We start from the raw sequence: 11,646 nt of genomic DNA on the forward strand, positions 1-11,646 counted from the left end.
GGACGCACAGTGACACGAGTGGAAAGCTCGAAGGACCGCGGGCGTCACCGAAGCCGCCTATCGCACGCGGATTCCGCACGTCCGCGCCCACAGTGACCTCACCGTGCACGGGAGGCAAGGCCATGGGCGACAAGGCGAACACACACCCCGGAGCCGCCGGCAGGGCTACGGCGGCCGACCACCCCGCGTCCGTACGGAATGTGGTGCTGGTCGGCCACTCCGGTTCGGGCAAGACGACATTGGTGGAAGCTCTCGCGCTGACGGCGGGGGCGGTGAACCGGGCGGGCCGCGTGGAGGACGGTGGCACCGTCTCCGACTACGACGAGATCGAGCACCGGCAGCAACGCTCGGTGCAGCTCTCCCTGGTGCCCGTCGAATGGGACGGGTACAAGATCAATCTTCTGGACACCCCCGGATACGCCGACTTCGTCGGGGAACTCAGGGCCGGTCTGCGAGCGGCGGACGCGGCCCTTTTCGTCGTCTCGGCCTCGGACGGGGTGGACGGCTCCACGCGCATGGTGTGGGAGGAGTGCGCGGCCGTCGGGATGCCCCGGGCGATCGTCGTCACGCACCTGGAGGCCGCGCGGGCGGACTTCGAGGAGATGACGCGGATCTGCGCCGAGGCGTTCGGCGGCGACGACCCCGACGCCGTACTGCCGCTCTACCTGCCGCTGCACGGCCCGCAGGGCCCCGACGGGCACGCGCCCGTGACCGGGCTGACCGGGCTGCTGTCGCAGAAGCTGTTCGACTACTCGTCCGGGGAGCGCAAGGAGGGCGAGCCGGGTGAGGATCTGCTGCCGGAGATCGAGGAGGCCCGCAACCGGCTGATCGAGGGGATCATCTCGGAGAGCGAGGACGAGACCCTCATGGACCGCTACCTCGGCGGCGAGGAGATCGACTTCAAGACGCTGGTGGAGGACCTGGAGCGGGCCGTGGCGCGCGGGGCGTTCCATCCGGTCCTGGCCGCCGCCCCCGCGAGCGAGGGCGCCAAGCAGGGCCTCGGCACGGTCGAGCTGCTGGAGCTGGTCACCGGCGGTTTTCCGACGCCCTTCGAGCACCCCGCACCGGGCGTGACCACCATCGACGGCAAGCCGCGCGAGATCAAGGCGTGCGACACCGAGGGGCCACTGGTCGCGGAGGTCGTGAAGACCGCGTCCGACCCGTACGTCGGCCGGATCTCGCTGGTGCGGGTCTTCTCCGGGACCCTGCGCCCGGACGAGACGGTGCATGTCTCGGGGCACGGGCTCGCCGACCGCGGCCACGAGGACCATGACGTCGACGAGCGGGTCGGCGCGCTGTCCGCGCCCTTCGGCAAACAGCAGCGCTCGCTCACGCACTGCATCGCGGGAGACCTCGCATGCGTGGCGAAGCTGAGCCGCGCGGAGACCGGGGACACCCTCTCGGCGAAGGACGACCCGCTGCTCATGGAGCCGTGGGAGATGCCCGACCCGCTGCTGCCGCTCGCCATCCAGGCGCACAGCAAGGCGGACGAGGACAAGCTCTCGCAGGGCCTCGCGAGGCTGGTCGCCGAGGACCCGACCATGCGGCTCGAACAGAATCCGGACACCCACCAGGTGGTCCTGTGGTGCCTGGGCGAGGCGCACGCCGACGTGGCGCTGGAGCGGCTGCGCAGCCGCTACGGCGTGCAGGTGGACCTCGTACCGCACCGGGTGGCCCTGCGGGAGACCTTCGCCGACAAGTCGGCGGGGCGCGGGCGGCACGTGAAGCAGTCCGGCGGGCACGGGCAGTTCGCCATCTGCGAGATCGAGGTGGAGCCGCTGCCCGGCGGCTCGGGCATCGAGTTCGTGGACAAGGTCATCGGCGGCGCGGTGCCGCGTCAGTTCATCCCGTCCGTCGAGAAGGGCGTACGGGCGCAGGCGGCCAGGGGGGTCGCCACCGGCCATCAGCTGATCGACGTCCGGGTCACGCTGGTGGATGGAAAGGCGCACTCGGTGGACTCGTCCGACGCCGCGTTCCAGACGGCCGGGGCGCTGGCGCTGCGGGAGGCGGCGGCGGACGCCCGGATCCATCTGCTGGAACCGGTCGCCGAGGTGTCCGTGCTGGTCGGCGACGACTACGTGGGCGCCGTGATGAGCGACCTGTCCGGGCGGCGGGGCCGGGTGCTCGGAACCGAGCAGACCAACGGCGGGCGCACGCTCGTCAGGGCCGAGGTGCCCGAGATCGAGATCGGCCGGTACGCGATCGACCTCAGGTCGCTGTCGCACGGCACCGCGCGGTTCAGCCGTTCCTACGCGCGGCACGAGCCCATGCCTCCGCAGATCGCCGAAAGGATCCGCGAAGACGCGCGGGACGCCTCGTAGTTGGGGCCGGGCGCCGCACAAGTGGCGTTCGGAGTCCCGCAGGTGAGCTTTATGGAACCCTCCCCTCCGAATCGGCGGGCGGCTTCGGCCGTCCGCCGATTAATGTCAGTGCGTACAGATACGCTGATGACCTGATCAACAGGTGTGCGGAGCACGGAAGTCGGGAAGGCCGCAGTGGGTGAGTCCGGCGGCGATCGGGGGCGGGAATGACCGTTGACGGCGGTTACGCGGACATCTTCGGTCCGCAAGTGCCGCGCACGGGCGACGAGGCACAGACGGCGACGTTCGCTCTGGCCTCGGCGGCCTATCGGGACAATCCGGTGGAGGAGATCCTCAAGGCCAACAACGAATGGCACGAGTCGACCATCAAGGGCGGCCGCAGCTGGGCGAAGATCTTCCGCCCCAACCTGGGCGAGGCCTTCTCCACGGCCGTGGTCACCCGCATGCTCGGCAAGGGCCGCAAACCGCTCATCCAGTCCTTCGGCGCCGAGCCCCAGGTCGTGGTCGAACACTGTCTCGCGGCGAACAACATCCGCCGGGACCGGGACAACTGGCTGAGCGCCGTCGTGGTGCTGTGCGGCGTGCTCTTCCTGCCCGGCTTCCTGGTCTGGCTGATGGTCTTCACGCTGCGCAGCAACGTCGCCAGGCGCGACGACAAGCAGGCCGGCGTGCTCGGCACGGCGCTGCTGGTCGCGATGAGTGCGCTCGCCGTGCTCTTCCTGATCAAGATGCCGTTCGGGGGGTTCTGGGCCTTGTACGCACGCGCGTGCGTGGTCCTTCCCGTGGTCGGCTGGTTCTGGGCCAAGCAGATCTGCGAGCGCACGGCGACCGACCTGCGGAGCCGCTGGGACAGTCTGCTGGCAGGCAGCAGTGTCGGCGCCAAGGTGCCCGAGGCGGTGCCGAGCAGCCCCGGTGAGACCGCGGCCGAGCAGCTGCGCCAGTCCCTCGCCACCCTCAGCGCCGAGCAGCAGTCCAACTCCGTCTTCTACGCCGGCCCCAAGGGGATACTCGGCATGGGCACCCGCTGGGGCAGCTGGCAGCTTGCCGAGAACCTGGTGTCCGCCGACCCCACCCGGGAGATCCACCCCTTCCGCAGCTGGGACGTCATCCGCTCCATCCACGACCAGCTGCGCATGCTGGAACGCAACACCATCAACACCGGCGGTTTCCCGAAACCGTCCGTACGGCACTGGGTCGTGACACCCATCGCGGAGGGCTCCAAGGCGGTGTCCCGGCCCGGGGGCACGGACGTGGACGCTTACCAGGTCAAGTCGCACGCGATACAGGAGATCTGCAACAAGCAGCAGTTCGGCGGCGGTGACCGGCACTACCTGGGCGTCCAGTGGACGCTGTGGGAGGGGCAGCTCGTCCTCACCATGATGATCACGGTGACCGTGCTGCACGAGACGCTGCGCATCGAGGTCACCGGCCATGCGCTGGGGCCGGTGCACGGGCTGTTCACCTCGAAGCCGGAGGCCAAGGAGAAGGAGGTCGCCAAGTCGATCCGGTTCTGGGAGACCCGGAAGATCAAGCTCCCGCTGGTCGACGCCGACGAGGTGGTCCGTCTCGCCGCCCGGGCGCCCCTGACCCGGTATCCGCCGCTGCTCAACTGGCTCGGCGGCTTCCTCGTCCTGCCCGAGCCGTTCGGTGTGCGGCATGCCTGGGCGGACAGGCCGTGGCGGCACCGCTTCATGGCCGACGACGCGCTGCGCGCCGCGACACCGGTGCTGCGGGTCGTGCACGCCGCGGCGATCCGGGTCCTCGAGGAGAACGGCGTGGACACGGAGAAGTTCGGCACGCGGGCGGGATTCCTGAGCACACAGGTCCAGGACGTGTCCCCGCGCAAGGCCGACCTGTACGACGCGTAGGCCTCCGGCAGTTGGCGGGACAGGCGTGCGGGTGGGCTTTGGGGGTCGCGCCCCCAGGGCCCACGTCGGCACGGCCGTGACCTGCGGCGGTACCGCCGGACCCACGTGCGAGTGGGACCGGCGTACGGGCCTTGGGGGTTGCGCCCCGGGCCACGTCGCCCGGACCTGACCCGGGGGGCGCAGCCGGACGGGCGTTCGAGTGGGACCGGCGGGTGGGCCTTGGAGGTTGCGCCCCCAAGGCCACGTCAGCCCGGACATGGCCACAGCGGTGCGGACCGGCGTGCGAGTAGGACCGGCGTACGGACCTTGGGGGTTACGCCCCGGGCCAGGTCGCCCGGACCTGACCCGGGGGGCGCAGCCGGACGGGCGTTCGAGTGGGACCGGCGGGTGGGCCTTGGAGGTTGCGCCCCCAAGGCCACGTCAGCCCGGACATGGCCACAGTGGTACGGCCGGACCCGCGTGCGAGTGGGACCGAGGTGCGGGCCTTAAGGGGTCGCGCCCCAAGGCCACGTCAGCCCGGACGGCCTCGGCCTCGGACGTCGGACGAGCCGGTCCGTGGCGGCCTCGGTCGAGATCAGTCCGTCGGCCAGGCCTCCGCCAGCATCTTGCGCGTGTCCCCCAGCAGCTGCGGCAGTACCTTCGTGTGGCCGACGACCGGCATGAAGTTCGTGTCGCCGCCCCAGCGCGGGACGATGTGCTGGTGCAGGTGGGCGGCGATACCGGCGCCGGCGACCGTCCCCTGGTTCATGCCGATGTTGAAGCCGTGCGCCCCGGACGCCGTCCGCAGGGCCGTCATCGCCTGCTTGGTCAGCGCGGCCAGTTCGGCGGTCTCCGGCTCGGTGAGGTCGGTGTAGTCGGCCACATGACGGTAGGGCACGACCATCAGATGGCCGCCGGTGTACGGGTAGAGGTTGAGCACCGCGTACACCAGCTGTCCGCGCCGGACGATCAGGCCGTCCTCGTCGGATTTGGCCGGGATGGAGCAGAAGGGACAGCCGTCGTCGGCACCCGGGCCGGTCGGCTTGTTCTCGCCCTGGATGTAGGCCATCCGGTGGGGTGTCCACAGACGCTGGAACGCGTCCTGCGTCCCCACTCCCCACTGCTGCTCCGGCTCACTCGTCATGCAGTGCAGCATAAGACTTCGCCCGTTCGCGCCGTGTCGGTGGGGTTGTGGGAAAAACGGACCGGGCCAAGCTGGACGGGTGGACGACGACAGCCGCGGAGCCGACGAGACAGGGGGACGCAGGAGCCACGACCACGGGGCCGGCGAGACCCACCAGGCACGCGACCTCGATGGGCGCGGCAACCTCACCTCCGACTCCGGCGGGACACCGTCCGCCGACGGCCGCGCGGCCCGCTGGCAGCAGCGCACGGAGGTCCCCCTCGCCATCGCCGCCCTGGCCTTCCTCGCCGCGTACGCGCTCCGGGTGCTGGCCCACGATCTCGCGGACGGCCTGCTCGACCTCTGCCTGGCCGTGATGCTGGCGGCCTGGGCGCTGTTCGCCGTCGACTACGCGGTGCGCTGGCGCCTGAGCGGGCAGCGGCTGCGCTTCGTACGGACACACGGGCTGGACACCCTCGTGCTGCTCCTGCCGCTGCTGCGGCCCCTGAGGGTCGTGAGGGTGTACGAGGCCGTGCAGCGCCGGCGCGGACGGCCCCGGCTCGCCCTGCACGCGCGCGTGATCGCGTACGCCGGTCTGTCGACCCTGCTGCTGGGCTTCGCCGGTGCCCTCGCCGTCTACCAGCAGGAACGCCACGCGTCCGGCAGCACCATGCGCACCTTCGGGGACGCCGTGTGGTGGACCTGCGCCACCCTCGCCACCGTCGGCTACGGCGATGTCGCCCCGGTCACCCCGCTGGGCCGCCTGATCGCGGTCGGCGTGATGATGATCGGGCTGGCCCTGCTCGGCGCCGTCACCGGGACCTTCGCCTCCTGGCTGCTCCAGGTCTTCGCCCGGCAGGACGACGAAGGGCCCCCGGGGAGCTGAGCTCCCCGAGGGCCCCGCCGTACGGGCGTCAGACCTGTGTCCGCTCCTCCACGACCTTGAGGATCTTCGCGATGGCCTCGTCGAACGGGATGCCGTTCTCCTGGGAGCCGTCGCGGTAGCGGAAGGACACCGAGCCGCCGGACATGTCCTCGTCACCCGCGATGACCATGAAGGGCACCTTCTGCTTCTGGGCGTTGCGGATCTTCTTCTGCATGCGGTCCGAGGAGGAGTCCACCTCGACCCGCAGGCCCTGCTTCTTGGCGGCGGCGGCGAACTTCTCCAGGTACTCGACGTGCGCGTCGCCGATCGGGATGCCGACCGCCTGGACCGGGGCCAGCCACGCCGGGAAGGCACCCGCGTAGTGCTCCAGGAGCACCGCGAAGAACCGTTCGATGGAGCCGAACAGCGCGCGGTGGATCATGACCGGGCGCTGCTTGGAGCCGTCGGGCGAGGTGTACTCGAGCTCGAAGCGCTCCGGCAGGTTGAAGTCGAGCTGGATCGTAGACATCTGCCAGGTCCGGCCGATCGCGTCCTTGGTCTGCACGGAGATCTTCGGACCGTAGAAGGCGGCGCCACCGGGGTCGGGAACGAGCGGCAGACCCTGCTTCTCGGCGACCTGACGCAGCGTCTCGGTCGCCTCCTCCCAGACCTCGTCCGAGCCGACGAACTTCTCCGGGTCCTTGGTGGACAGCTCCAGGTAGAAGTCTGTCAGGCCGTAGTCGCGCAGCAGGCCGAGGACGAAGGTGAGCGTCTTGTCGAGCTCCTCCGACATCTGCTCACGGGTGCAGTAGATGTGCGCGTCGTCCTGCGTGAAGCCGCGCGCGCGGGTGAGGCCGTGCACGACGCCCGACTTCTCGTACCGGTACACGGTCCCGAACTCGAACAGGCGCAGGGGCAGTTCACGGTAGGAGCGGCCGCGCGCGTCGAAGATCAGGTTGTGCATCGGGCAGTTCATGGGCTTGAGGTAGTAGTCCACGCCCTCGTCGAGCTGCATGGGCGGGTACATGCCGTCGGCGTACCAGTCCAGGTGCCCGGACTGCTCGAAGAGCTTCCCCTTCGTCGCGTGCGGGGTGTAGACGAACTCGTAGCCCTCCTCCTCGTGGCGGCGGCGCGAGTAGTCCTCCATGACCCGGCGGATGATGCCGCCCTTGGGGTGGAAGACGGCGAGGCCGGAGCCGATCTGCTCCGGGATGGAGAACAGGTCGAGCTCGGAGCCCAGCTTGCGGTGGTCGCGCTTCTCGGCCTCGGCGAGGAAGTCGAGGTGCGCCTTCAGCTCGTCCTTGGTCGGCCACGCGGTGCCGTAGATGCGCTGGAGCATCGGGTTCTTCTCGCTGCCGCGCCAGTAGGCGGCCGCGTTGCGCATCAGCTTGAACGCCGGGATGTTGCGGGTGGAGGGCAGGTGGGGACCGCGACAGAGGTCCTTCCAGCACAGCTCGCCGGTCTTGGCGTCGAGGTTGTCGTAGATCGTGAGCTCGCCGGCGCCGACCTCGACGTCCGCGCCGTCGTCCGAGGAGGCCGAGCCCTTGAGGCCGATCAGCTCCAGCTTGTAGGGCTCGGCGGCCAGTTCCTCGCGGGCGGCCTCGTCGGTGACCACACGGCGGGAGAACTTCTGTCCCCGCTTCTGGATCTCCTGCATCTTCTTCTCGACGGCCTTGAGGTCCTCGGGCGTGAACGGCTTCTCGACGTCGAAGTCGTAGTAGAAGCCGTCCTTGACCGGCGGGCCGATGCCGAGCTTGGCCTCGGGGAAGAGCTCCTGCACGGCCTGCGCCATCACGTGCGCGGTGGAGTGGCGCAGGATGTTGAGGCCGTCCTCGGAGGAGATCTCCACGCCCTCGACCTCTTCGCCCTCGGACAGGACGTACGCGAGGTCCCTGAGCTGCCCTCCCACGCGCGCGGCGACGATCGAGCGTTCGCCGGCGAAGAGCTCGGCGGCCGTAGTGCCCGTCGTCACCACGCGTTCTTCCCGCTCGGAATCGCGCTGGATGATCACACGGACGTCTGACACCGGTCTCTCCTGACTGAAGGTGGGTGCGGCGCCATACCTGGAGCGCGCGCAAGAGGGGATCGTACCGACCCGGCACCCGCCTCCGCGAAATCAGTCCCCTCCGCAGGCTTCCTGACCGGACTCTCCGCAGGCCTCCTCGAAGAAGTCCAGATTCTCCTGGAGGGACTTCATCAGCCGGTCCCGCTCGGCCTCGTCCACCTGTACGGGGACGACTCCGGTGGCCCCGGTGAGCCTGCGGAAGCCGCCTCGGCTCTCCAGCCGGCCGTGCACCCGGACCGGCAGCCCAACGAGGTGGGCCTGCCCGGCGATCCGGTACGCCTCCTCGTCCAGGGTGAGCCGCAGGTGCGGGATCTCGGCGCCGGCGATCACGCGCAGCCGTACCGACCCGTCGCCGCGCGGCCCCGACCTGCGCATCCGCTCCACCGTGCCGGTGATCCGCACCGGGACGGAGGGTTCCTCGCGCAGGAAGCGTGCGCCGGCCTCGCGCAGCACGGGCAGGTCGCCGGGCGAGAACTCCACGGCCTCGGCGCGGGCCGCGCACCCTTCGGGGACCCCGGCCGCGGGCGCCCACTCGACGGCGATGCGGGCACCCTCGGTACCCCGCACGAGGGCGATCAGCGCCTCGGTGAGCTCCCGGCTGACGCCCGCCTCGACGGCCCCGTCGAAGGCGTCCATGCCGCCGGTGGCCCGCTGGTAGTCGATGGCCTCCCGGGCCGCGTAGAGGGCCTGGTGGAGGCGGACGGCGAGGGGGCGCCCGGTGTCGACGGGCGCGAACGCGGTGAGCCGGCGGCCGCCTGCTGCCGAGCCGACCAGGACGTTGTCCAGGGACGCGGCTGCCGTACGGCGGTAGCGGGCGCCGTAGTAGCCGGCACGCGCGCGTGTGGCGAGTGCGCCGGCGAGCAGGGTCTGGCGGGCGGCGGCGCGCAGTTGCTCCTCGACGCTCCAGGCGGTGGCGTCGGCGGGTCCGGTCGGCACGTCCCGCCACCAGCGGATCTCGTCGCTGGGCACGGCGAGTCCGACGAGCACCTCGCGCGCGGAGGGCGTGCCGCTGCGGGACAGGGCGACAAGGGCCTCGCCGAGGAGGTCCTCGCTGTCGGGGAAGGCGCGGCTCTCGGGCACGAGCAGGCTGGTCCCGCTCGCGCCCGGTCCCGGTGGTGTCCAGCGGCCGTAGCGTCCCGGAGCGCCGCCGCGCCGCTGCCAGCCGTGCCGGTGCAGCAGGGCGCTCAGGACGGCCGGGTCGACCTCGTCGGGAGTCGGTGAACGGTCCCAGTGCGCCTCCGGGTGGGGGCGTACGGCACGCAGTGGCTCCTCCAGCGGCCGGTGGGTCATGGTCTGCCTCCCGTCCCGACGCGCGTCATGATCTCGCACAGCGCCCGGTCGTCGAAGATGCGGTTGGTCGGTATCCGCACGGTGGTCCGGGTCCGGCCGGTGATGGGGTGGCCGGCCAGGTTGACCCAGTAGCAGCAGTGTCTGAGGTCGAGGCGGTCGTGGCCGGCGCGCAGCCAGTCGTCCTGGGTCCTCGGGACGAGCATGACCACCAGGATCTTGTGGACGGACACCGGTGTGCGGGCGAGTTTGCGCAGGTGGTCGTTGTCGAGCGTGAAGGAGAAGAACCGGCCGGCCGGGTTGGGCGCGATCTGGTAGGTGCACTTGAGCTGCACCTTGATGGTGACCTCGTCGTCGACGGTGTGTCCGGGCGAGCCGTGGCTGACGTGCCAGTCGATGCCGTTGTCCGGAAAGGGTTGCGACAACGAGCAGCCGGCCGCCGCCGCGACGGCGTGCAGATAGCCCACCTGCAATGTCTCCATGCAGGCGGTGGTGGCGAGCGTGCCGCGAAGGGGGCCCGTGCGTTCGGGCAGCAGCCCGCCCCGCTCGGGCTGCGCTATCGCCATGACCAACAGCCTTCCAAGCAAAGTGACATGCCCACATTGGGGGCGGATGAATCCCACGCCGGGCCGCTGAACTGCAAAGACCCGTACTCCTGTTGTGTCCTTCCGGCGTACGGCGCAAACAGCCCGGGTATCACCAAACAGGCAGAAGACGGTGCGTCAGCTGCCGTGGGTGAACGAGGGGTTGAGTTGGTATGACGTGCTGGTACGAAGGGCCCCTGGCCGCTTTCGACACGGAGACCACGGGTGTTGACGTCGAGACCGACCGGATCGTGTCGGCCGCCGTCGTCGTCCAGGACGCGGCGGGCACCCGGCCACGGGTGAGCCGGTGGCTGGTCAACCCGGGTGTGCCGGTGCCCGCCGGGGCGACGGCGGTGCACGGGCTGACGGACGAGCATCTGCAGCGCAACGGCCGCTGGCCGGCGCCGGTGATGTTCGAGATAGCCGAGGCGCTGGCTGAGCAGGCGGTGGCGGGCCGTCCGCTGGTGGTGATGAACGCGCCGTTCGATCTGACGCTGCTGGACCGGGAGTTGCGCCGCCATCGTGCGTCGTCCCTGGACCGCTGGTTCGACACCTCGCCGCTGCTGGTGCTGGATCCGCGGGTCCTGGACAAGCATCTGGACCGCTACCGCAAGGGCCGCCGCACCCTCACCGACCTGTGCGCGCACTACGGCGTCGAACTGGAGGGCGCGCACGACGCGGCGGCCGACGCGCTGGCCTCACTGGATGTCGTACGGGCGGTCGGGCGCCGTTTCGCGGCCCGGCTGGAGCGGCTGGCACCTCCGGAGCTGCACAACCTCCAGGCGGTGTGGCACGCGGCGCAGGCACGGGGCCTGCAGGCGTGGTTCGCGCGCAGCGGCTCGGAGGAGTCGGTGAGCACGGACTGGCCGCTGCGTCCGGATCTGCCCGCGGCGGCGTGACGGAGCATGAAGAAAGCCGGCCCGTCTGAGACGGACCGGCTTTTCCCGGTGGGCGATACTGGGTTCGAACCAGTGACCTCTTCGGTGTGAACGAAGCGCTCTCCCACTGAGCTAATCGCCCGGGAACGCACTGAACAATACAGGTCCCCGCGGGTTTCCTTCAATCCGCTTCCAAGTGGGCGACGAGCCCCCGCCGTCCGGCGCGCATCATCAGCCGGTGGTTGGCCCGGAAGACCAGCCGTCCCGGCACGGCCAGGCGCCGGAGCAGGGGCTTGGTCACCTCGGTGACCTGTTCGTAGCGGGCGAGGCTGCCGTCGCCGTCCGCGGTGATCGTCCAGCGCGCCCAGCCGTCGAGGTCCCCGGACATCGCGATCTCCAGCACCCCGGCCGCCGGGTCGCGGCGCACCTCGCGCGCGGTGAAGACCAGGTCGTACGGGAGCACGGCACGGATCGTGATCAGGCCGCTGGTGTCGTCGAGTCTGCGGACCTCGCGCACCTGGGGCCACCAGCGGGGATACTCCTCGGCCTGTTCCAGCGCGGTGTAGACGGCGGCCGGCTTCGCGGGCAGGGGCCACTGGGTGCGGAAGTGGAATCGGTTCCAGTCCATGGGCAGAGTATGGGTGGAGTCCGTCAGCGGATTCGAGTACGTCCTGAG

The 11,646-nt window shown here is 70.6% G+C and carries 9 protein-coding genes and 1 tRNA gene; 4 read left to right on the forward strand and 6 right to left on the reverse strand.

Annotated elements, in window-relative coordinates; translation table 11 throughout:
* The first annotated feature begins 122 nt into the window (after positions 1-122).
* Together ACZ48Z_RS00735 and ACZ48Z_RS00740 are read left to right on the forward strand one after the other, a co-directional pair.
* Positions 123-2,321 (forward strand): elongation factor G-like protein EF-G2, encoded by a 2,199-nt coding sequence (locus tag ACZ48Z_RS00735; protein ID WP_468733616.1) that lies wholly within the window; start codon positions 123-125, stop codon positions 2,319-2,321.
* A 206-nt stretch (positions 2,322-2,527) separates the two neighbouring features.
* Complete coding sequence (locus tag ACZ48Z_RS00740) at positions 2,528-4,189, forward strand: hypothetical protein (protein ID WP_468733617.1); 1,662 nt, start codon at positions 2,528-2,530, stop codon at positions 4,187-4,189.
* A gap of 574 nt (positions 4,190-4,763) precedes the next feature.
* On the opposite strand, the gene ACZ48Z_RS00745 is transcribed toward ACZ48Z_RS00740, so the two are convergent.
* Positions 4,764-5,324 (reverse strand): HIT family protein, encoded by a 561-nt coding sequence (locus ACZ48Z_RS00745; RefSeq protein WP_468733618.1) that lies wholly within the window; start codon positions 5,322-5,324, stop codon positions 4,764-4,766.
* Between the two features lie 253 nt (positions 5,325-5,577).
* Here ACZ48Z_RS00745 and ACZ48Z_RS00750 point away from each other — a divergent pair, with 253 nt between their 5' ends.
* Positions 5,578-6,177, forward strand: a complete 600-nt coding sequence (locus ACZ48Z_RS00750) for a potassium channel family protein (protein ID WP_468733987.1) — start codon at positions 5,578-5,580, stop codon at positions 6,175-6,177.
* A gap of 28 nt (positions 6,178-6,205) precedes the next feature.
* On the opposite strand, the gene thrS is transcribed toward ACZ48Z_RS00750, so the two are convergent.
* The 3 genes from thrS to ACZ48Z_RS00765 form a co-directional block, all read right to left on the reverse strand.
* Complete coding sequence (thrS, locus tag ACZ48Z_RS00755) at positions 6,206-8,182, reverse strand: threonine--tRNA ligase (RefSeq protein WP_468733619.1); 1,977 nt, start codon at positions 8,180-8,182, stop codon at positions 6,206-6,208.
* A 90-nt stretch (positions 8,183-8,272) separates the two neighbouring features.
* Complete coding sequence (locus tag ACZ48Z_RS00760) at positions 8,273-9,511, reverse strand: hypothetical protein (RefSeq protein WP_468733620.1); 1,239 nt, start codon at positions 9,509-9,511, stop codon at positions 8,273-8,275.
* Positions 9,508-10,074: a DUF4365 domain-containing protein gene (locus ACZ48Z_RS00765; RefSeq protein ID WP_328745665.1), complete on the reverse strand. Its 567-nt coding sequence runs from the start codon at positions 10,072-10,074 to the stop codon at positions 9,508-9,510. Before ACZ48Z_RS00765 ends, ACZ48Z_RS00760 begins: the two co-directional genes overlap by 4 nt.
* A gap of 191 nt (positions 10,075-10,265) precedes the next feature.
* Here ACZ48Z_RS00765 and ACZ48Z_RS00770 point away from each other — a divergent pair, with 191 nt between their 5' ends.
* Positions 10,266-10,991, forward strand: coding sequence for an exonuclease domain-containing protein (locus ACZ48Z_RS00770; RefSeq protein ID WP_468733621.1), 726 nt, complete (start codon positions 10,266-10,268; stop codon positions 10,989-10,991).
* Positions 10,992-11,040: 49 nt separating this feature from the next.
* Here the strand turns inward: ACZ48Z_RS00770 and ACZ48Z_RS00775 are convergent.
* Together ACZ48Z_RS00775 and ACZ48Z_RS00780 are read right to left on the reverse strand one after the other, a co-directional pair.
* Positions 11,041-11,112, reverse strand: a tRNA-Val gene (locus tag ACZ48Z_RS00775).
* A gap of 39 nt (positions 11,113-11,151) precedes the next feature.
* The gene (locus ACZ48Z_RS00780) at positions 11,152-11,598 is read right to left on the reverse strand and encodes an SRPBCC family protein (RefSeq protein ID WP_468733622.1); all 447 of its coding nucleotides are present in this window, start codon (positions 11,596-11,598) and stop codon (positions 11,152-11,154) included.
* Positions 11,599-11,646 lie beyond the last annotated feature (48 nt).

The sequence above is a fragment of the Streptomyces sp. NPDC031225 genome (genome assembly GCF_055570355.1).

What these genes read in the sequence shown, in the direction of transcription:
- ACZ48Z_RS00770 (WP_468733621.1), top strand. Translation starts at nt 10,266, where the DNA reads ATGACGTGCTGGTACGAAGGGCCCCTGGCCGCTTTCGACACGGAGACC.
- ACZ48Z_RS00740 (WP_468733617.1), top strand. Translation starts at nt 2,528, where the DNA reads ATGACCGTTGACGGCGGTTACGCGGACATCTTCGGTCCGCAAGTGCCG.
- ACZ48Z_RS00735 (WP_468733616.1), top strand. Translation starts at nt 123, where the DNA reads ATGGGCGACAAGGCGAACACACACCCCGGAGCCGCCGGCAGGGCTACG.
- ACZ48Z_RS00760 (WP_468733620.1), bottom strand. Translation starts at nt 9,511, where the DNA reads ATGACCCACCGGCCGCTGGAGGAGCCACTGCGTGCCGTACGCCCCCAC.
- ACZ48Z_RS00780 (WP_468733622.1), bottom strand. Translation starts at nt 11,598, where the DNA reads ATGGACTGGAACCGATTCCACTTCCGCACCCAGTGGCCCCTGCCCGCG.
- ACZ48Z_RS00745 (WP_468733618.1), bottom strand. Translation starts at nt 5,324, where the DNA reads ATGCTGCACTGCATGACGAGTGAGCCGGAGCAGCAGTGGGGAGTGGGG.
- ACZ48Z_RS00765 (WP_328745665.1), bottom strand. Translation starts at nt 10,074, where the DNA reads ATGGCGATAGCGCAGCCCGAGCGGGGCGGGCTGCTGCCCGAACGCACG.